17 protein-coding genes and 1 other annotated feature are annotated in these 20,673 nt (G+C 30.0%); of the genes, 13 read left to right on the top strand and 4 right to left on the bottom strand.

The window, feature by feature from the left end; genetic code table 11:
* Positions 1 to 93 precede the first annotated feature (93 nt).
* Entirely contained in the window at positions 94 to 1,347 is a 1,254-nt protein-coding gene (gene murA / locus J2Z76_RS01085; RefSeq protein ID WP_209510134.1) for a UDP-N-acetylglucosamine 1-carboxyvinyltransferase, read from the top strand.
* Positions 1,348 to 1,500: 153 nt separating this feature from the next.
* Positions 1,501 to 1,698, top strand: coding sequence for a hypothetical protein (locus tag J2Z76_RS01080; protein WP_209510133.1), 198 nt, complete (start codon positions 1,501 to 1,503; stop codon positions 1,696 to 1,698).
* A gap of 77 nt (positions 1,699 to 1,775) precedes the next feature.
* Here J2Z76_RS01080 and J2Z76_RS01075 read toward each other — a convergent pair whose 3' ends face one another.
* Positions 1,776 to 2,387, bottom strand: a complete 612-nt coding sequence (locus J2Z76_RS01075; RefSeq protein WP_209510132.1) for a LysE/ArgO family amino acid transporter — start codon at positions 2,385 to 2,387, stop codon at positions 1,776 to 1,778.
* A gap of 243 nt (positions 2,388 to 2,630) precedes the next feature.
* On the opposite strand from J2Z76_RS01075, the gene J2Z76_RS01070 reads away from it, so the two are divergent.
* The 5 genes from J2Z76_RS01070 (at position 2,631) to J2Z76_RS01050 (ending at position 6,895) form a co-directional block, all read left to right on the top strand.
* Positions 2,631 to 3,344 carry a 16S rRNA pseudouridine(516) synthase gene (locus J2Z76_RS01070; RefSeq protein WP_209510131.1) on the top strand — a complete coding sequence of 238 codons (714 nt, stop codon included), beginning with the start codon at positions 2,631 to 2,633 and terminating at the stop codon, positions 3,342 to 3,344.
* A gap of 139 nt (positions 3,345 to 3,483) precedes the next feature.
* Entirely contained in the window at positions 3,484 to 3,717 is a 234-nt protein-coding gene (gene tlp, locus J2Z76_RS01065; protein ID WP_209510130.1) for a small acid-soluble spore protein Tlp, read from the top strand.
* A gap of 148 nt (positions 3,718 to 3,865) precedes the next feature.
* Positions 3,866 to 4,114, top strand: a binding site (T-box leader).
* 204 nt (positions 4,115 to 4,318) lie between these two features.
* Positions 4,319 to 5,617 (top strand): phenylacetate--CoA ligase family protein, encoded by a 1,299-nt coding sequence (locus J2Z76_RS01060; protein ID WP_209510129.1) that lies wholly within the window; start codon positions 4,319 to 4,321, stop codon positions 5,615 to 5,617.
* A 25-nt stretch (positions 5,618 to 5,642) separates the two neighbouring features.
* Complete coding sequence (locus J2Z76_RS01055; protein ID WP_209510128.1) at positions 5,643 to 6,062, top strand: ACT domain-containing protein; 420 nt, start codon at positions 5,643 to 5,645, stop codon at positions 6,060 to 6,062.
* A 32-nt stretch (positions 6,063 to 6,094) separates the two neighbouring features.
* Complete coding sequence (locus J2Z76_RS01050) at positions 6,095 to 6,895, top strand: sugar phosphate isomerase/epimerase family protein (protein ID WP_209510127.1); 801 nt, start codon at positions 6,095 to 6,097, stop codon at positions 6,893 to 6,895.
* 58 nt (positions 6,896 to 6,953) lie between these two features.
* On the opposite strand, the gene J2Z76_RS01045 is transcribed toward J2Z76_RS01050, so the two are convergent.
* Together J2Z76_RS01045 and J2Z76_RS01040 are read right to left on the bottom strand one after the other, a co-directional pair.
* Positions 6,954 to 7,541, bottom strand: coding sequence for a hypothetical protein (locus tag J2Z76_RS01045; RefSeq protein ID WP_209510126.1), 588 nt, complete (start codon positions 7,539 to 7,541; stop codon positions 6,954 to 6,956).
* Between the two features lie 178 nt (positions 7,542 to 7,719).
* Positions 7,720 to 8,013, bottom strand: coding sequence for a hypothetical protein (locus tag J2Z76_RS01040; RefSeq protein ID WP_209510125.1), 294 nt, complete (start codon positions 8,011 to 8,013; stop codon positions 7,720 to 7,722).
* A gap of 260 nt (positions 8,014 to 8,273) precedes the next feature.
* On the opposite strand from J2Z76_RS01040, the gene J2Z76_RS01035 reads away from it, so the two are divergent.
* The 4 genes from J2Z76_RS01035 (at position 8,274) to J2Z76_RS01020 (ending at position 14,418) form a co-directional block, all read left to right on the top strand.
* Positions 8,274 to 10,991 (top strand): diguanylate cyclase domain-containing protein, encoded by a 2,718-nt coding sequence (locus tag J2Z76_RS01035; protein ID WP_209510124.1) that lies wholly within the window; start codon positions 8,274 to 8,276, stop codon positions 10,989 to 10,991.
* A gap of 260 nt (positions 10,992 to 11,251) precedes the next feature.
* Positions 11,252 to 12,529 carry an efflux RND transporter periplasmic adaptor subunit gene (locus J2Z76_RS01030; RefSeq protein ID WP_209510123.1) on the top strand — a complete coding sequence of 426 codons (1,278 nt, stop codon included), beginning with the start codon at positions 11,252 to 11,254 and terminating at the stop codon, positions 12,527 to 12,529.
* A 64-nt stretch (positions 12,530 to 12,593) separates the two neighbouring features.
* Positions 12,594 to 13,754, top strand: coding sequence for an ABC transporter permease (locus J2Z76_RS01025; RefSeq protein ID WP_209510122.1), 1,161 nt, complete (start codon positions 12,594 to 12,596; stop codon positions 13,752 to 13,754).
* Positions 13,747 to 14,418 (top strand): ABC transporter ATP-binding protein, encoded by a 672-nt coding sequence (locus J2Z76_RS01020; protein WP_209510121.1) that lies wholly within the window; start codon positions 13,747 to 13,749, stop codon positions 14,416 to 14,418. The genes J2Z76_RS01025 and J2Z76_RS01020 overlap by 8 nt, the downstream gene beginning before the upstream one ends.
* Before the next feature lie 111 nt (positions 14,419 to 14,529).
* Here the strand turns inward: J2Z76_RS01020 and J2Z76_RS01015 are convergent, their stop codons facing one another.
* Positions 14,530 to 14,790, bottom strand: coding sequence for a hypothetical protein (locus J2Z76_RS01015; RefSeq protein ID WP_209510120.1), 261 nt, complete (start codon positions 14,788 to 14,790; stop codon positions 14,530 to 14,532).
* Positions 14,791 to 15,024: 234 nt separating this feature from the next.
* On the opposite strand from J2Z76_RS01015, the gene J2Z76_RS01010 reads away from it, so the two are divergent.
* Entirely contained in the window at positions 15,025 to 16,059 is a 1,035-nt protein-coding gene (locus J2Z76_RS01010) for a homoserine dehydrogenase (RefSeq protein ID WP_209510119.1), read from the top strand.
* A 517-nt stretch (positions 16,060 to 16,576) separates the two neighbouring features.
* Positions 16,577 to 20,647: a M28 family peptidase gene (locus J2Z76_RS01005; protein WP_209510118.1), complete on the top strand. Its 4,071-nt coding sequence runs from the start codon at positions 16,577 to 16,579 to the stop codon at positions 20,645 to 20,647.
* The last annotated feature ends 26 nt before the right edge of the window (positions 20,648 to 20,673 follow it).

The following is a 20,673-nucleotide window of genomic DNA, read 5'->3' as shown; positions in this document are numbered from 1 at the left end:
AATTGAATTGTAATATAAAAGATGATACTATGTAAAAAGTAGTAGCATATAATGCTCAATAAAAGAAATATTACAGTAATATAGGAGAGAGTTTTGGAAAAAATAATTGTAAAAAAAAGCATGGGTTTAAAAGGAAATATAAAGGTAGATGGCTCAAAAAACTCAATTCTACCCATATTAGCATCAACCCTTCTTTCGAATGAAGAATGTATATTACATGAAATACCAAATTTAAAAGATGTTGAAGTAATGTGTGAATTACTAGAAGTTTTAGGAGCAAAAGTAACGAGAATTGGGGAAAATTCTCTTAATATAATTACAAAAGATATTAAAAATTGTGAGGCACCATATGATTTAATAAGCAAAATGAGGGCTTCATTTTTAGTTATGGGACCACTATTGGCAAGATGTGGAAATGCAAAGATATATATGCCAGGTGGTTGTGCAATTGGAACGCGTCCAATAGACCTTCATTTAAAAGGTTTTAAGGCACTTGGAGCTGAAGTAATATCAGAGAACGGTTATGTAAACTCATCAGCAAAAAAAATAATAGGCAGTGATATATATTTAGATTTTCCAAGCGTTGGTGCCACAGAAAACATAATTATGGCAGCAACTCTTGGAGAAGGTGAAACAATTATAGAAAATGCTGCAGAAGAACCTGAAATAGTTGATTTAGCAAACTTTATTAACAGCATGGGTGGAAATGTTATTGGAGCTGGAACTAAAACAATCAGAGTAAAAGGAGTCAAAGAACTTCATAAGACTGAGCATACAGTAATACCCGATAGAATAGAAGCTGGTACATATATGGTTGCGGCCGTAATTACAGGTGGTGATTTAATTATAGACAATGTTCTATCAAGCCACGTACAACCAGTAATTGCAAAACTGAGAGAAGTAGGAGCCCATATAGAAGAATATGAAGATAAAATTAGAGTTATATCTAATGGAAAAATAAAACCAGTAGACATAAAAACTCTTCCATATCCAGGTTTTCCAACAGATATGCAAGCTCAATTTATGGCACTTCTTTCAATTGCAGAAGGAACCAGCATCATAAATGAAACAATATTTGAAAATAGGTTCATGCACGCTAACGAGTTGATGAGAATGGGAGTAGACGTTAAAATAGAAGGAAACAGCGCAGTATTAAAAGGAAAAAATAATCTTAGTGGAGCAAAAGTAAAAGCTACAGATCTTAGAGCAGGAGCAGCATTAATATTAGCAGGTTTAGTATCAGAGGGAGAAACAGAAATTACAGATATACATCATATAAAAAGAGGATATGCAAACATAGTAGAAAAACTTCAAAAAATAGGTGCAAATATTAAATACGAACAATAAAGAGTTGATGAGTTAAGGTATATAAATTTGCATAAAAATTATTTTGAAGAAAATTAAAATACTAAAATTATAACATTTATAAAGTAATATTAAAAAAAGTATTGTAAATAATAAATATATAAAGCAAAAGCTTTGTAAATTTATTATGAAAGGTTGATTTGTATAAAAAATTTCAATGGTAATAAAGACAATAAAAAGATAAGTAATTTGGTACAAAATTCAAAAGTAGATAGTGAATATAGAAATAATGATGAACTTACTAACGAAAACAGTTACATGGAATATGAATTAAATAACACATTTAATGATAAGGATAAAAAAAAATTAGTTAATGATAAAAGTATTAAGTAAAAAAACTATCAACACCTTAGTTATTTAGTTTCAACAATAGAATAACAATAATTTGTTATTCTATTGTTAACAAATTATTATATTTCTTGAAAAAAGTTAATACCTAACTTGAATCCGTAATAAATAATAATAATTCCACATACTACATTAATAATCTTTAAAGCTTTTTCATTGAATACCTTTTTAAATACACTTACAATAGTTCCTAATGATAAAAACCAAACTATAGATGCTAGAGAAGAACCAATGATAAAATATTTCGCCATATCAACTGGTAAAGAAGCTCTAAAACTTCCAAATAACAAAGTGCCATCTATTAAAGCCTGTGGATTAGCCCAAGTTACCATTAAACAAGATAAGGTAACCTGTAAAATAGTTTTTTTTGTATCAATAGATGTATTTAGGCTTGGTGTGGAACGAATTAATTGTATACCTATCCAAATTACTGCAATAGAACCTACTCCCAGAATTATTAGTTTTATAATGGGTATTGCTTCAATTATTGCACCCATGCCAAAAAAACAAGCCAACGCTAAAGAAATATCAAAAAATATTGTTATTAAAGCAACTAGATATAAACGTGTTTTTGTTTGGGTCATAGCAGTGTTAATAACATATAGATTTTGCATTCCAATAGGAGCTACATATGCTATACCAATTGTAAAACCTTTAATTAATATTCCTACCATACAAAATCCTCCAATAATATTATGTTTCTAGTATACTATACAAATATCATGCCAATATTCGATATAAGATAATATCATCAAATATCAATGATTGTCAAATAATAGCATTTGAGATAGAAAAACATGTGCCTAAAAATAGGCAATAAATCAGCCCTATTGCCTAAAAACCGTCGCATTGACAAGGTTTACAAAAACAATTATACTTTAAATTATAAAACTACATAAGAAAACAAAGGATAAGTCATGAAAATTAGAATAGATAAAATGCTTTCAAACATAGGGTTAGGTTCGCGAAGTCAAATTAAAATAGACGCAAAATCAGGTTGCATAAAAATTAACGGCATCATAGAAAAAAATTCATCAAGAATTGTAGATACGGAAAAAGATGAAGTTAACTACAAAAATAATACAGTTAAATATATTCAATATATATATCTTATGATGAATAAACCACAAGGTGTTGTATCTGCAACAGAAGATAACTATGATAAAACAGTTGTAGATTTATTAGACGAAAAAGATAAATTTTACTCTCCATTTCCAGTAGGAAGACTAGATAAAGATACAGAAGGATTGTTGATTTTAACTAATGATGGCGTGTTAAATCACAATTTGTTATCACCTAAGAAACATGTGGATAAAACTTATTATGCAGAAGTAGATGGTGAGGTTACAGAAGAAGATGTAAAATTATTTGAGGAAGGCATTTTGCTAATAAATGAGAACTATAAAACACTTCCAGCAGACCTTAAAATAATAGAATCAGGGCAAGAATCAAAATGCTATGTCACTGTAAGAGAAGGGAAATTTCATCAAGTTAAAAGAATGTTTCTAGCAGTTGGTAAAGAAGTTAAGTACCTAAAAAGAATTTCAATGGGTGCAATTGATCTGGATGAAACACTTGAACTAGGAGCATATAGACATCTTACAGAAGAAGAGTTAAAGAAACTAATGTAGGGTTATTTTGATATTTTTTTTGGAATAGCTTTTGATAAGTTGTTGCTTTTAGAATAATAACTTCATTCTTTGATATAATAAAAATAAGATTAATATAAATAAATCTTATTAAAAAATAACAAAGATAGGAGATAAGAAATTGGAAAATAAACCAAAACCAGATGATAGAAGAGATAATGTTAACAAAATCCAGAGCAATATAAATAACACAATTGTTAATTACCGAAAAACAGAGGAACTTATAAATAATGTTGATGATGATAAACAAAAAAGAGAATTAGAAGAAAAGAACGAAAGAAGAAAACAATCTCTTAAAAATATGAAAAGGGAAATAAAAGACGAAGCAATAGATAAAAGAAATGGATATAAATAAGTATAAATAAATAGTTATATTGTTCCTTTTGTTACTTACAATTTATAATTTCTTTTAAAATTAAAAAATTTCTTTTAAAATTTGAAAAAAATATTGACAAATAGCATAAATTCAAATATAATTAAAAAAATTATAATTAATTCATAAAATAAATACTGTGATTGAGGAAAGTAATCTTTAGGAAAATATAAAGAGAGTCGGGATGGTGAAAGCCGATAATTGGAATTTTGATGAAGTTCCCTCATGAGTTGTCGGCTGAACTATAGTAGGCTTGATCGTAATTCTTACGTTAGTAGAAGGGAATATTAAAACAAATATTGTTGCGTATTCTTAAATGAGTGGGCTGTATATTACAGTCAATCAAGGTGGTACCGCGAGTTAACCTCTCGTCCTTAAGTGGATGAGAGGTTTTTTGTATGCCCTAACCCTATTTTTCAGAGTCTTTTTTCTGAAAAATAGCGGTAGGTCAACCGCAACGAATTCCCAATGTATGCGACCGTAGGGAGCAAATACATTGGTGAATGAGACTGCGTAAAGCCCTAACCTGCATAAAGCCCTAACCCTATTTTTCAAACTATATAATAATATGGAGGATGATAAAATGTATTGGAATGAAGCAAAAGAATGTATGGAAAGAAACGAACTACAAGCTTTACAATTAGAAAGGTTAAAACAAATGGTTACAAAAATTTATCACAATGTACCATTTTATAGAGATGCCTTTCAAAAATTAGGAGTAGAACCAGAAGATATAAAATCATTAGATGATTTATCGAAGTTACCATTTACTACAAAACAAGACCTTAGGGATAATTATCCATATGGGTTGTTTGCAACACCCATGTCACAAATAGTTAGACTTCATGCATCAAGTGGCACTACAGGAAAACCTACAGTTGTTGGCTATACAAGAAATGACATTACTACTTGGTCAGAAATAGTAGCTCGTTCGATGGCATGTGGTGGAGCAGATCATAATTCAGTTATACAAATATCATATGGATATGGATTGTTTACTGGTGGATTAGGAGCTCATTATGGTGCAGAAAGATTAGGATCTTCAGTAATTCCCATGTCAGGGGGCAATACAGAAAAGCAAATAATGCTTATGAAAGACTTTGGTGCAACAACATTGGCATGTACACCATCATATGCTATATACCTAGCAGAGGCAATGGAGGAGATGGGTGTAGGATTAGAAGAGATATCATTAAAAACTGGAATTTTTGGTGCAGAACCTTGGTCTGAAAGTATGAGAGCACAAATTGAAAAGAAATTAAATATTAAAGCCTATGACATATATGGGTTATCTGAAGTTATGGGACCTGGAGTTTCAATGGAATGCGAATGTCAAAATGGAATGCATATATGGGAAGATCACTTTATTCCCGAAATTATAGACCCAATTACTTTAGAACCACTACCATATGGAGAAAAAGGAGAACTTGTATTCACAACTATTACAAAAGAAGGGTTACCTTTATTAAGGTATAGAACAAAAGATATTTCTATGCTTACAGCAGAAAGGTGTAAATGTGGTAGAACTCACGTTCGTATGCAAAGAGTTTCCGGAAGAACAGATGATATGCTAATAATTAGAGGTGTCAATGTATTCCCATCACAAGTAGAAAGTGTCTTACTTGAAATAGGAGAAGTTGAACCTCATTATCAACTAATAGTAACTAGAAATGGAAATCTTGATGAATTAGAAATATTAGTAGAGTTGTCAGAAAAGTCTTTTTCTGATAAAATAAGTATACTAGAATCTTTAGAAAAAAGAATAATGAATAGAATATCTTCTGTTCTAGGTATATCAGCAAAAATAAGATTTGTTGAACCTAAAACCATACCAAGAAGCCAAGGTAAAGCAGTAAGAGTAATAGATAAAAGAAACATATAAAAAAATAAAATTAGAGGTGATATATATGTTTAAACAAGTATCAATTTTCTTAGAAAATAAAAAAGGTCGTTTAAAAGAAGTGTTGAAATTATTAGCAGACAATAATATAGATATTAGAGCATTAACAATTGCAGAAACAGCAGATTATGGTGTTTTAAGATTAATAGTTGATAATGTGGACAAAGCAGAACAAATTTTGAAGGAAAATAGTTTTAGAATTAATATAACAAATGTTTTAGGCATAGAGATACAGGATAAAAGCGGTTCAATGTACGAATTTGTAAATTTATTGTACCAACATAACATAAATGTTGAGTATGCACACACTTGCACTCCGTCAAATGTTGGTAAGTCAGCATTTATAGTGAGAGTTGATGAAGATAAGATTGAAGAAGCATTAGAAATAATAAAAAAATGTAACGATATAAGCACAATTAGCGAATAAGTAATTAAATAATCGAAGAGTAGAGGACTATTATGTATAATAAATTTAAAATAGGAATGCCAGCTTTGGTAGAATATACTTCTTTAAACAAACTAGTTGATTTATGTTTAGAATTAAAATTAGATTTTATTGAGCTTAATATGAACTTACCATATAATTTTATACAAAATATAAATCCAGCTGAGCTTAAAAAAATAAAGAAAGAAACAAATATAGAATTTACTATGCATATGCCAGATGAAGCAGATTTAGGAACATTTTATGAAAGCGTAAGGGAAGGATTTGTAAATCTTTTTTCAGATACATTAGACTGGTCAAATGAATCAGGAGTTAAATTGCTAAATCTTCATATTATCGAGGGTGCTAAAATGACTCTCCCAAATAAAAAGGTATATATTTATGATAAATACTCTGCGGAGTATTTAAATAGCTTTATTAAATCAATTGAGATATTATCAGTGAAAGCAAATAAATATGATATTACATTATCAATAGAAAATAGCCATAACTTCGGCAAACCTTATATACAAAGGGTTCTGGATAAAGCAATAACATATCCAAATATAAATCTTACATGGGATACAGGTCATGATGTAGTAAGTAATTATACAGATAGGCAGTATTTAATGAAAAATGTAAAAAAAATAGCCCATATGCACTTTCATGATGCTAAAGGACAAAATGATCATCAAGTTCCATTCGACGGAGAACTAAATATTAGTGAATTAATAGAATTTGCTAAAAAACAGGATATAAGGATGTTAATAGAAGTTAAAACTAAAGATGCATTAAAAAAGTCAGTTGAAATATTAAGGAATGCTAAAATGATATAAAAAAGTATTTAGCCCAGGAGTTATCTCCTGGGCGTGTTTGTTATATAAGTATTAATTTTTACTTACTCATTTCTTGAGCTCCAGTTACAGAACTAGTTTCATCCATTGTGAATGATGATTTTGCATCTTCAGTCATAAAATATAAATTTCCTTCAATTGTTGCATCTACTAATTGGAAATTTTCAGCTGAAACATAAACATCACCAATGAAAGTCCCACTTTGTATTCTAGCATTAGGACTATTAATAGTCAATTTAGGTGCTGTAAGATTAAATCTGCCTGTTACATTACGATTTTCATCTTGAGTATAGAGGGCTATTTTACGTTGAATAATATCTTTGCCATCATCATCTTTTTTACCATTTTTAAATTCTCCATCAAGTATAAGCTCATTATCAAAAGTCAAGTCTTTCAATGTACATATAATCCATGTTCCATTGTTGCTGATTGCTTCTTCAAAAGCTGCATTGCTATCTACAATAGATGCTGTAGTCATCACATCAGGAGCAGTTTCTGGCGTTGCAGTATCAGGTGGCGAAGTCTGAGGCGGTGTTGCTTCAGGTGGATTTGCATCCTGCGTTTGCGTACATGCTGTAAATAAAGACATTATTAAAACTAATGCCAATAATATGTTTCTAAATTTCATTTTAGAAATCTCCTTTCTATAAAATTTTTCCCTGATGTATAGTATAACCAATTAAATAATATTTAATGTAAAACAAAATAAAAAGAACCCTTTTCAGAGCTCTCGAATGTAAAACAACAATTGATTTCCATTAAATTAATAAATAGAAATGGCATTATATTATGTCAGATCTAATAAATTATTTTTTTGCTTTTCTTGCCAATGGGTCAGATACTATTTCATAGCCCCCAGCACTTGCCATAGTTATCATAATTGCATTTATAATTGTCAAAATTATGTCCTGCACTTGATTTCCCTGTCTTGCAAAAACAAAAGTAAGAATTAGTGCGATAATAAAACTATAAAGTCTAACAAAAGAGTCACCAAGTTTATTTTTTACTATAGATTTAGTGAATTGTACTATTAACATCACTGCACCCGTAAGTCCAGCAAAAGTTGTTAAAATATCCATAGTCATAAAATCATTAAACATAAAATCCCCCCCTTTTTTACATCGTAATAAATTATATGCTTTTTTTTTAGTACTATACCAATCGTTCCATAATTTTTATTTAAAATCCTATTTATTCAACTTGTTTTCCATTTAAAAATTCACCCTAGCAGGGTCTTTTTTATTATTAGTTGACAAAAATTAACAATCACTATATTATGTTAAATAGATTAAAATACTTTATACTAACAAATATTTTTCTAAATAAATTAGATGGAAAATACGTAAGATAGGAGAGCATTATGAAAAGTACGAGTATAAAAAAAGATAGCATATCAATCAGAAATATCGTGATAATTGTTTTTATAGTACTGCTACTAGCCACTGTGAGTGTAATTTCTTATATTGTATTTTCAAATTGGTTTTCTTCTGCAAATGATACAATAGAAAAAATATCAGAAGACATGAATAAAGAAATTCTAAATCAGGTTGATGAATTTATAAATGTACCTATGCATATTAACGAAGCGAATCATGAATTAATAGAGTATGAAATTGTTGATATGAATAATGAAGCAGAGCGAGAGAAATATTTTGTAGGAGTTTTGCATACTCATATGGGCAATGATGTATACAGTTTTAGTTACGGCACTGAAAATGGAGAATACTATGGTGCTAGGAAAAATAAAAATAATGAAATAGAAATAATGAGAAATGATATAACTACTAATGGTGAGTCCTGGTACTATGCAATTAATGAATCAATAGCAAATAAAATAACTGTAAATGCTGGAAAATTTGATCCTAGAACTAGAGATTGGTATCAGGCTGCAAAGAAATCAGGAGTACCAGTGTTTTCTCCCGTATACAAGCATTTTGTAATGGATGATTTAACTGTATCCGCCGCATATCCAATTTATAATAAAGATAAAGTACTTTTGGGAGTTTTAGGAACACATATTACACTAACTAGAATTGATAATTATTTAAAAGAAATAGTTGAAAGTAAAAATGCAATTGCCTTAATCATGGAAATAAATTCAAGAGATTTAGTAGCTAACTCATTTGATATTAATAATTTTAAAACTCTTGAGGATGGTAGTGTAAAGAGGTTAACAATTGATGAAATAGGAAATTCAGCAATAATTCAAGCATACAATAAATATTTAAATACCAATGAGAGCAATTTTATTATAAATAATTGTAAAGACAAATTATATATAAATTTAACTCCACATTATAAAGATGGATTTGACTGGTTAGTCATAACTGCTATTCCAGAGAGTCTTTTTATTATAAATATTATGGAAAATATTAAATTTACATTATTATTTACAATAGTGGCTCTTGTTATTTCTATATTAATTTCATATAAGGTTACAAACAAGTATTTAAAACCAATTGATACCTTGATTGAAATAAATGAAAAATTTGCAAATGGAGATTTGCATAAAAGAGCAACGATAATTAGAAATGATGAAATAGGAATGATGTCAAAATCTTTTAATAAAATGGCAGATACTATATATATACTAATTAATAATCTTGAAAGTAAAGTAAAAGAAAGAACATTGGAGCTTGAAGAAACGAATAATGAATTAAAAGAAAGCAAAGAACAGCTTCACCTAATTTTAGACTCAGCAGTAGAAGCGATTTTTGGACTTGATAATAAAGGAAATTGCACATATTGTAATGCTAGTTGTTTAGCAATGTTAGGATATAGTATTCAAGATGAGTTAATAGGAAAAAATATGCACCAACAAATTCATCATACATATAGAGATGGTAAACCAATGATTTTTGAAGATTGCATGATTCATCAGGCACATTTGCTTGGAGATGGAACGCACGTTAATGATGAAGTTTTTTGGAGAAAAGATGGTACGAGCGTAGATGTAGAATATTATTCATATCCGCAATATAAGGATGATAAAATAGTTGGTTTAGTTGTGACTTTTTTAGATATAACAGAATCTAGAAAAAATTTGGAACATATAAAATATTTAAGTCGCCATGATTCACTGACAGGCTTATATAATAGAATGTTTTTTGATGAAGAGCTAAAAAGATTAGACAATAAAAGTAATTTTCCTATTTCAATTATATTTGGAGATATAAATGGATTAAAACTTACTAATGATATTTTTGGACATGCTGTTGGTGATGAACTCATAAAAAAATCTGCAGAAATACTGCAAAAAGTTTGTAGAGAAAGTGATGTTGCTGCTCGAGTTGGCGGAGATGAATTTACAATTCTTTTACCTAATACAGAAAGAAAGGATGCACGAAAAATAATTACAAGAATTAAAAAAGAGTTTGCTAAAGAGAGAATAGTTGCTATAAAAGGTAATATTTCAATGGGCTGTGCAACAAAAATAAATAATGATGATGATATTGAAACTGTTATGGAAAATGCAGAAAACGCTATGTATAAAGAAAAGACGCTTAATAAGAAGACTATAAATTCTGATACTATTAATACCATTATGGAAACGCTTCATGATAAAAGTCCAAGAGAAAAAATTCATTCAATAAATGTTAGTAATATCTGTGAAAAAATTGGTAATCAGATGAAATTATCCGAAACAGAGATGAAAAAATTAAAAGAAGCTGGTTTTTATCATGATATAGGTAAAATTGTGTTAGGTGATGATATTCTTTATGAAAATGAAGAAGTGTTCGAAGAAGATAGTAAAGAAATTCATCAACATCCTATTGTTGGTTACAGGGTATTAAATTCATTTGAGGATACAATGGATTTAGCGGAATTAGTTTTATCTCATCATGAAAGATGGGATGGTAAGGGCTATCCTAAAGGTCTAAAAGGTGAAGAAATTCCATTGTTAGCAAGAATTATAGCAGTAGCTGAATATTATGATGAATTTACAAACAGTATGAATGAAAAAATTTTTAGTAATGAAGAAGCAGTTCTTAAGATAAAAGAAGAGAAGGGGCTGAAATTAGATCCTAAAATAATAGATGCTTTTACTAAATTAGTAGATAATGGAATGGTAAATTAGGTTATATGATGATTTAATAAACATAAGGAACGTTGGAATTAACAAGCCTAATTTCAGCGTTTTTACTCTTGTATATTTTAAATATTGGTATTAAATTAGGAGAAACACGTATGTTACATGCATGAAATGAATAATATTTTATAGTGTTACAATTAAATTATAATGGGTATAATTACATACAGGTTCCAGTTTAGGCCTATAGTTATAGGAACTTTTGGATTAAGTGTATGCTGCAATAATATAAAATTAAGGAGAATATGATGAATAAAGGTAAAAAAAATTTAATTTCTGTGATAGCAATTGTAGTTTTGATAGTGTTAAGTATTTTATTTTTAAATAAAGATAAGGATTTAGTTCAAGTAGAAATAATGGAAGCTACTATTGGTAGTGTTTCAAAAACCATTGAATTTTCAGGAACTGTTAATTCATCAAATTTTGAAGAAATAACAGTTCTACCAAATTCAGATGTTTTAAATATATATGTAAAAGAGAATGATTTAGTTAAAGAAGGTCAGCTTCTAGCAGAACTTGATTCAACAGAATTGTTGATATCTCTAGAAAAAGCTCAGATATCTTTAGAACAACTTAGGACAGATTTAGATTTAGAGGAAAAGGGTGCTAACAGTTCAGAAAAAGATATTCTTAGTAATTCCCTTGAAAGAAGTAAAGAGGAGTTAAAGAAAATTAAAAAAGATTTGGAACTATCTAATGAAAATTTGGTAAAAGCTAAAAATCTATATGATGAGAATGCAATAAGCAAGGCAGAATATGATAAACAGGTTTCTTCAACTGAAGATTTAGAAAGTAGTCTTAAAACAGCAGAGTTAAATTATAATGATGCAAATACAAAATATAATGATTATTTTGATAATAATAAACAAAATATTGAATCTCTTGAAAGGCAAATAAAATCTCAACTTCTTGATATAGAAAGTTTGAATAATAAAATAGAGAAAAATAAAATTTACTCTACCATAGCGGGTGTTGTTACTGAATTTCCATTAAGCAAATCAAAACAAACAACCACTAATGATAAGATTGTGATATACGATACAAATTCTTATGAATTCGTGGCAAAAGTTGCTCAAGAAGATGCAGTTTTTATTAAAGAGGGTCAAAAGTCAACTGTATTTGTAAAAGGTATATTAGAGCCATATGATGGAGTTGTCACACAAATTGGTCAGACTGCTGAAATTGATGTAGAAAGTGGAAGTAAGACACCAAAAGTTGAAATTAAAATTAAAATTGTAAATCCAAATAACTCGATTGCATCGGGATTTGATGGAGATGCAAAAGTTGAAATTGATTCGAAAGATAATGTATTAACAGTTAAGAATGAATGCATAAAAAAAGAGGATGATAATAAAAAATATTTGTTTGTTGTGGATAATAAAATTGCAAAAAAAGTATATATAGAAACAGATTTATCAAATGGATACATAACATCTGTGATAGCTGGTATTGAAGAAAATGATATGGTAGTTATAAATCCTTCGGAACAACTAATAGATGGAATGACTGTTAAAATAACAAAATGAGGAGATGCAGAATGAATTATAAAAAAAATTCTAAATCTCGACGTTTAGTAGATGGAGGGACGATATGAGATTGTCTTTTAATATAGCGCTGCGTTTCCTTAAATCAGGCAAAGGGCAGACTGCTTTGATAATTTTGGGTATATCTGTAGGAGTTGCTGTTCAACTCTTTATTGGATCTTTAATACAGGGTCTTCAAATAAGTTTAGTTAATACAACTATTGGAAGGTCACCACATATAACAATTAGTTCAACCAATAAAGATAAAACGATAAAAGACTGGGATAGAGTTATTTATGAAACAAAAATAAGCAGTCCTGAGATTGTTAATGTTTCTGTTGCAGCAGATGGACCAGCAAGTATAGATTATGAAGAGGATATAGATTCGGTGTTATTAAGAGGTTTTAATATTTATGATGTTGATAAAGTTTATAGATTTAGTGACGGACTTTATGAAGGAACAATGCCAGAGAAAAAAGACGAGGTAATAATAGGGCGAGAACTTTCAAAAAAATCGGGAACAAATGCAAATGATAAAATTATTTTGATTACTCCATCAGGTGGTAAAACTAGGTTGACAGTTACAGGTCTATATGATTTAAAGGTATCATCTATTAATGAAACGTGGGTTGTAACCAATCTTGAGACAGCACAGGACATACTCGGACTAGATAATAATGTAACTTCTGTAGAAATGCAGGTAAGGCAAGTTTTTAATGCAGATAGTGTAGCTAAAAAATTAAAATATACATTATCCATAGGAGATTTAAAAGTTGATAATTGGAAAGAGCAAAATGAACAGCTTTTAAGCGGACTTAATGGACAGAGTGTATCTAGTTATATGATTCAGGTATTTGTACTAGTCGCTGTGCTTTTGGGTATTTCCAGTGTTCTTGCTATTTCTGTAGTTCAAAGATCAAAGCAACTTGGTATTTTGAAAGCAATGGGAATTAGAGATAGAGATGCAAGCTTAATATTTGTATTTCAAGGGTTGATGCTTGGGTGCTTAGGTGCTATATTAGGCATATTATTTGGTTTTGGTCTTTTGCTTGTATTTTCAAAATTTGCCCTTAATTCTGACGGTACACCTCTAGTTCCAATCTATATCAATTATAGATTCATTGCTTTATCAGGTATGTTTGCAATAGTATCTGCAATGATAGCTTCATTAATTCCAGCAAGACTTTCTTCAAAGCTTAATCCAATAGAGGTGATTAAAAATGGCTAATATAGTAGAACTTAAAGATATTAATAAAATATATGGAGATAAAATTCAAACACAGGTTTTGTTTGACATAAATGTTGGGTTTGAGGAAAAAAGCTTTAGCTCAATTATTGGAGAATCAGGTAGCGGTAAAAGTACCATGTTGAATATTGTGGGCACACTTGATAAACCCACTAGTGGGGAAGTTTTTATTGATGGAAATAGAGTGGATACTCTAGATAAAGAGTCCCTTGCAAAACTTAGAAACCAAACAATGGGTTTTATATTTCAATTTCATTACCTTTTACCTGAATTCACAGCTAAAGAAAATATACTCATGCCATATAAGATAAATAAATTCAAAGTTCCTAAAGAAATAGATGAGTGGGCAGATGAATTGATTGAATTAGTTGGATTGTCGAAGGTGGCTAACAATCTTGCTACAGATATGTCAGGAGGACAGCAACAAAGAACTGCAATAGCTAGAGCACTTATAAATAAACCTAAAATAATTCTAGCTGATGAGCCAACGGGTAATCTTGACTCCGCTACTACTGAAAATGTGTATTCTTTGTTAAGAGATATAAATGAAAAATATAAAACTACTTTTATCGTTATTACTCACGATAAAAGAATAGCAGAAAAAACAGATAGAATTATTGAAATAAAAGACGGCCGAATAATCTAACTATAAGTAGTATTTAGTATGAAAGTGGTTGATTACTTTATTTAATATAGAATTTACATATAAAATAGGGGCGATTCTACTGATCGCCCTATATTTATATATTTATATAATTTATCTTGGACATCTGCAGTGATGATGGTCTTCTTCCAATGCGTCAGCTAGCAATTCATATAAGCATTCATAAACCCAGAAACATCTATTTCTGTTTCCGTTTCCATTTCCTGTTTCCTCAGCAAGAAGTTCTAGTAAACATTCATAAACAAAATCACAATTACATCTTCTTCTACCTGTATCTGGCAAAACATTTCCATGACATCTTCTGCCCATTTGTCCAGCTACATTATTATTATTATTATTTGATCCGCAACACATAAATAACACCTTTTTCAATTAAATTTTGAGAACAAGCTCGTTGTTATATTATTCAGTATATTATAAATTGTTCTTGAAAGAATTGGACACATACATTTGGTTGTACTGCGGGAAAAAATTAGATAAAAAAATTGCATATTTAGTTGGAGTGGGATTAATTATTGATTTTACTATGTTTTAGTGGTATATTTTAAATAATAATACAAATGAAATTATAGAAAGGATGGTATAACAATGACTAAAATATTAAAGATAGCTATGTTGGGTTTTGGTAATGCAGGTCAAGCATTTGCTAAAATATTATTAAACAAACATGACGAAATAATTAACAAATATGACTGTAATATACAAGTTGTTGCAATAGCAACTAAAAGTAAGGGAAGCTTGATAAATGAAAATGGAATTAATTTAAAAGATGCTTGTTTAGACATAGAAAAAAAACATCACTTTAATGAAGAAAAAGAAGACTATTCAAAATTAAATTCAATTGAAATAGCTAGGGTAGTTGAATACGATGTGCTAATTGAATTGACACCACTACAAATATTTACAGGTCAACCTGCCATAGATCATATTACTACAGCACTTAATCGAAAGAAGCATGTAATTACGGCAAATAAGGGTCCGATAGCATGGACGTATGAAACATTAAAAGAACTAGCAAAAAAACAAGGTGTTTTATTTTACTATGAAACTACGGTAATGGATGGAACCCCCATTTTTAATCTAGTAGATGAAACATTGCAATTTTGTAAAGTAACTGAAATTAATGGTATATTAAACACAACTACAAATTTTGTTTTAGAAGAATTAGCAAATGGAAAGCCATATGATTCTATAATTAAAGAAGGAAAAGAAAGAGGATTTGTTGAGGCAGATCCTTCAATGGATATAGAAGGCTGGGATGCAGCAGCTAAAACAGCAGCATTGCTTAATGTTCTTATGCAAGCTAATATAACTCCATCAGATATAAACAGAAAAGGAATTGAAGATATCACATATGAACAAATAAAAGAAGCTAAATCTAGAGGAAATGTAATAAAGCTTCTTTGTCATGGTAGTATTAAAAATGGTCAAGTAGTTGGAACGGTTGAACCAAAAGAAATTAAAAGAGATACATTGCTATCTAGCATAACAGGAACATCATCAGTTGTTACAATTACAACAGATTTAATGGGTACCATATCCATAGTAGAACATGATCCAGAAATTGAACAAACAGGATATGGAGTATTTAGTGATTTAGTTAGAATATTGAAAAATAGTTAATATATTTTTTTATTAGAATCACAATTAGCAATAACTGCTAATTGTGATTCTTTTTTATGTACTATGAAACTTCCATTAAATGCATACACAATATGTGAAATTAAAACAATATATAAAATTCATGACTATATTAAAAGAAAATTATCACAATAATTAAAAATCGAGTGAAGAATTTATTATTTTGTATAAATTAAGAATAAATTAATCATTTCAAAAAAACATTTTTATACAAACATTGCAGATTTATTCATATAAAATAGTTATAAATATAATCAAAATATATAGCATCGACAGTAAATCAATACGAATTAAATTTTAAAGTTGAAGATAGTACAAGCCAAGGTCCTGGTTCTGGCGATTCAGATGATTATGGAGTTATTAGGAAGTATATAAAAAATTGACAGAAGGATATTCTCGCAAAGATTAATAAAAGAACTAATTATAAGAATATTATAGGTATTTTTTCAATTGTATAACAATTGAGTTAAATATAAAAAATAATTAGGAGGATAATTATATGTTAAGAAGAAGAATGGCACTATTACTTGTAATCGCTATGGTGTTGTCTATGTTTGCTCCTTCGGCTTTTGCGGTAGACCAAACACAACTAAGTGACAGTTCATATGATTTACAAGAAGTATCATTTGATCCAGTAGAAAATGAAAATCCTTTTGGTGCTTTACAAGCCTTTGAGGATGAAGAAAATAAGTCTAGTTTTAGAACACTTTCTTTAATGGGTTCATCGGTATTGCCAGATGTTGATAAAACAACAGACTCTGCAATATATGGACATTTATATCAGTTGTCAGAGGCTATTGGAACTAGGCGAGCTGGTACAGATAAAGAAATAGAAGCAAGAGATTATATAGTTGATGTATTTGAAAATGCTGGATATGCAACTACGGTTCAACCTTTTGCTTATACAGTTACAGATAGGAAAACAAATATCACATATGACTATAATTCTAATAATGTTGTTGCTGTAAAACCAGGCAGATCAGCAAAGCAAGTAATTGTAGGTGCTCATTATGATTCAGTTGGAACAAAAGGGGCAAGTGATAATGCTTCAGGGGTTGCAGTAATCTTAGGTGCAGCTGAAATACTAAAAGATGTGGATACCAATTATACAGTGAAATTTATTGCATTTGGAGCAGAAGAAGTAGGCCTTAAGGGTTCTAAGTATTATGCTTCCCAGATGGGTGGAACTGAAATAGCTAATACAGTAGCAATGATAAATCTTGATACGGTATTGGTTGGGGATAATATGTATACATATGGTGGATTAGGAGAAGGTAGCTGGGTTAATGATCAAATTTTATCTTTAGCAAAAGATTTAAATTTAAATGTTGACACTCAATATGGCTTAAATCCTGAATATCCAATAGGTACAACAGGTGATTGGAGTGACCATTCATCATTTAAAAAGTTAGGTATCCCATGGGCATATTTTGAAAGTACAAATTGGGAAGATACTGCAGGATTAGATGGGTCAATTGAAACTGTTCAAGAAGGCAAAATCATGCATACAGAAAAAGATAATTTAACTTTCTTGCATGAAGCATTCCCTGGTAGAATTGAAGATAGGTTATATACTTATACAACACTACTTTCAAATTTATTAGTAGAAATTACCCCTCCTGTTAAAGGTTATGTAGGAATAACTTCAAGTACAAATTTATTATCAATGTCAGAATCAAGAGAAGTTAAAGTCGATATTAAATTGGGCTATGTACCTGAATTAGAAAATTTAGATTGGACATTTGGTGGACTTCCTTTCGAAGATTGGAAATCATTTGAATCAAAAAAAGGAACTTATACAGGAGCACCATTTATTAGTTTTGCAGTCGAGCCATATATAGATGGAGATACAGTAAGAGCAGTTATTAAGTGCGATTTGCCATATGGAACTTCAAACCTTCAAGGAAGACCATATCCTAGAACAGCATTTCCTGATTTGCTAGGAGAATATAATCTAACAGTATTAGATAAAACTACAAATGCTGCAGCTAAAACGGCAATAAAACTAAATGCATATGATTCATATCACACATATGATGAAGTTTTGTCTACTGTTGAAAGAATAATAGATATAGCGAAATCTGACAGATATTTAGAATATGATCCAATGGGTCAATCAGCAGAAGGTAGGGATATTCCATTTGTAATGTATGGTAGAAGTAAAGCTGACATTGACAATTATTTAAATGTAACATTACCAATGATGTTAGAAAATCCTGGATTGTTTATTGAAAAAATAAATGATGGAACAGCAGGAGAATATAAACCAGCAATTTGGTTTAATAATATACATTCAGACGAATCAAATGGTGTAGATGCTCAAATAGATATGTTAGAAAAATTAGCAACACTTGATGTAATAACATTTGATACAGTAAAAGATGAAGCAGTACTAACTGTTACGTTAGATGTTCAAGATTTGTTAGATAATTACATTTTATTATTTAATCTAAACAACAACCCAGATGGTAGAGTATATAATACAAGAACTACAGTGGCTGGTTTTGACCCTAATAGAGACGTTACTTATCAAACGCAAGTAGAAGATGCTAATGTATTCCAAGGTTTAGCAAAATGGTCCCCAATGATTATGAATGACTTCCATGGTTATGTTTCAGCATTTTTAATAGAGCCATGTACTCCACCTCATGATCCGAACTTTGAATTTGATTTACTTATGGATGGAATGATAGACCATGCTAAAGCCATGGGAGAAGCTGGAATTTCAAATACAAAGTATGATGATTATATAATACCAATGTATGATTATGGCGATGGTTGGGATGATGGTGCTCCAATGTATGCAGCAGTACTAGGAATGATGCATGGTGCATTAGGACATACAATAGAGATTCCAGAATTAAATCAAGATTCTAACAATGCATTTATGTATGCTGGATTTGGTTCATTACAGTATGCTTTAGAAAATAAAGAAAAATTATTTAAAAACCAATTAGAAATATATAGACGTGGTGTTGAAGGTATTGACTCTAGAGATGTTGATCCATGGTTAGTAAACGCAAACGGAGATTCAATTGGAAGAGATAGAGGGGAAAACGAGAATTTCTTCCCAGAATATTATGTAATACCTGTAGATAATGGTTTGCAGAAAAATCCATTAGCAGCATATGAAATGGCTGAATACTTTATAAAAAACAGTGTAAAAATAGAAAAAACAACTAGTTCAGTAACAATTGGTGATGTTACATATCCAATTGGAAGTTATGTAATTCCAATGCATCAAGCAAAACGCGGTTTTGTAAACACGATATTATATGATGGAACAGATGTTTCTGATTGGGGTGCAATGTACGCTGAAGTAACAATGTCATTCCCACATTTAAGAGGTTTTGATAAGTATGAAATAAGAGTAGAAGATGCTTTTGAAGAAAAAACTCAAAGAGTTACAGGAGTAAATATACCTTCAACTATAATTCCTTGGGATGTAGAACAACTTGTAATCAAAAACACTAATAATGATGCAATAAAAGCTGTAAACGAACTTTTATCAAAAGATAAATTAGTTCAAATGACTTACTCTGCTGGAGAAAACTTTAAAAAAGGTGATTTTATAGTAGCTAAGAATGATTTAGAGACAATAAAAAATAAATATTTCCTTGAATTAGCACCATATACAGGTGAAGCTGACCTAAAAATTATGAAACAGCCTAAGGTAGCAGCTATCGGCTATGAAACCGTATACGTTTTAGAAGGCTTAGGATTTAATTTAGTTGATTCCTATTCGGACGCAGATGTAATAGTTAACGGATCTAGCAGTTCATTGGGCTCAATTCAATCATTAATTGAAGGCGGTACTTCATATGTTGGAATAGGCGGAAGTCCTATATATGCTATTGAAAGTAGCAAATTATTACCTGATCTTAAAGGCGGTAGAAATAGTTACAGAAGCTATGAAGGCGTATTGCAGGCTGTTTTAGATACTGACAGTGTTATTACAGGAAGATATAGCGAAAATGATATTTTGTACAACAAGTCAGCTTCATGGATAGAAACTGTACCTACAACTTCTAAAGTATTAGCAACATTAAGTGATGAAGATGATTTCTACATAGCAGGATGGTGGCCTGGTCACGATGATGCTAAGGGAAAACCATATATTATACAAGATCATGTAGGAGATGCCACAATAACTTTATTTGCAAACCATATAACAAATAGAGCACATCCATCACATCAATTTAGAATGTTGGCAAATGCAATATACGATGGTACTTCTGAAGTTGATGAATATGGTTTTGGAATTAATTTTGTAGACCCAAAATTAGCGTTTAAACTTGGTGGGGATGCAGACGTTACAGTAGAACTTAAAAATAATTCTAAAGAAGAGCAAGAGGCAACTTTGATTGTTGCATTATACAACAAAAATACTAATATGATGGTAAATTATGCATATATAACTAATACAACTAAAATAGGAGATGCTGAAAAAATGACTACAGGTTTCAGAATTCCTTCAACAGGAGAATATGTAGTTAAAGCCTTTATTTGGGACAATTGGTCAGATGCTAGACCATTATCAAATGTTTTGGAAATAAGCGTTATAGAGTAAGGAGTCCGAGATAAAGAAAATCCTAA

It is taken from the genome of Sedimentibacter acidaminivorans (assembly GCF_017873955.1).
In the GTDB taxonomy this organism is placed as follows: domain Bacteria; phylum Bacillota; class Clostridia; order Tissierellales; family Sedimentibacteraceae; genus Sedimentibacter; species Sedimentibacter acidaminivorans.
The sequence above is the reverse complement of the archived record's forward strand: the minus strand, read 5'-3'. Positions and strand labels throughout refer to the sequence as shown.

What these genes read in the sequence shown, in the direction of transcription:
- J2Z76_RS01005 (WP_209510118.1), top strand. Translation starts at nt 16,577, where the DNA reads ATGTTAAGAAGAAGAATGGCACTATTACTTGTAATCGCTATGGTGTTG.
- J2Z76_RS01030 (WP_209510123.1), top strand. Translation starts at nt 11,252, where the DNA reads ATGAATAAAGGTAAAAAAAATTTAATTTCTGTGATAGCAATTGTAGTT.
- J2Z76_RS01025 (WP_209510122.1), top strand. Translation starts at nt 12,594, where the DNA reads ATGAGATTGTCTTTTAATATAGCGCTGCGTTTCCTTAAATCAGGCAAA.
- J2Z76_RS01075 (WP_209510132.1), bottom strand. Translation starts at nt 2,387, where the DNA reads ATGGTAGGAATATTAATTAAAGGTTTTACAATTGGTATAGCATATGTA.
- J2Z76_RS01045 (WP_209510126.1), bottom strand. Translation starts at nt 7,541, where the DNA reads ATGAAATTTAGAAACATATTATTGGCATTAGTTTTAATAATGTCTTTA.
- J2Z76_RS01070 (WP_209510131.1), top strand. Translation starts at nt 2,631, where the DNA reads ATGAAAATTAGAATAGATAAAATGCTTTCAAACATAGGGTTAGGTTCG.
- J2Z76_RS01040 (WP_209510125.1), bottom strand. Translation starts at nt 8,013, where the DNA reads ATGTTTAATGATTTTATGACTATGGATATTTTAACAACTTTTGCTGGA.
- J2Z76_RS01050 (WP_209510127.1), top strand. Translation starts at nt 6,095, where the DNA reads ATGTATAATAAATTTAAAATAGGAATGCCAGCTTTGGTAGAATATACT.
- J2Z76_RS01055 (WP_209510128.1), top strand. Translation starts at nt 5,643, where the DNA reads ATGTTTAAACAAGTATCAATTTTCTTAGAAAATAAAAAAGGTCGTTTA.
- J2Z76_RS01010 (WP_209510119.1), top strand. Translation starts at nt 15,025, where the DNA reads ATGACTAAAATATTAAAGATAGCTATGTTGGGTTTTGGTAATGCAGGT.
- J2Z76_RS01060 (WP_209510129.1), top strand. Translation starts at nt 4,319, where the DNA reads ATGTATTGGAATGAAGCAAAAGAATGTATGGAAAGAAACGAACTACAA.
- J2Z76_RS01035 (WP_209510124.1), top strand. Translation starts at nt 8,274, where the DNA reads ATGAAAAGTACGAGTATAAAAAAAGATAGCATATCAATCAGAAATATC.
- J2Z76_RS01015 (WP_209510120.1), bottom strand. Translation starts at nt 14,790, where the DNA reads ATGTGTTGCGGATCAAATAATAATAATAATAATGTAGCTGGACAAATG.
- J2Z76_RS01020 (WP_209510121.1), top strand. Translation starts at nt 13,747, where the DNA reads ATGGCTAATATAGTAGAACTTAAAGATATTAATAAAATATATGGAGAT.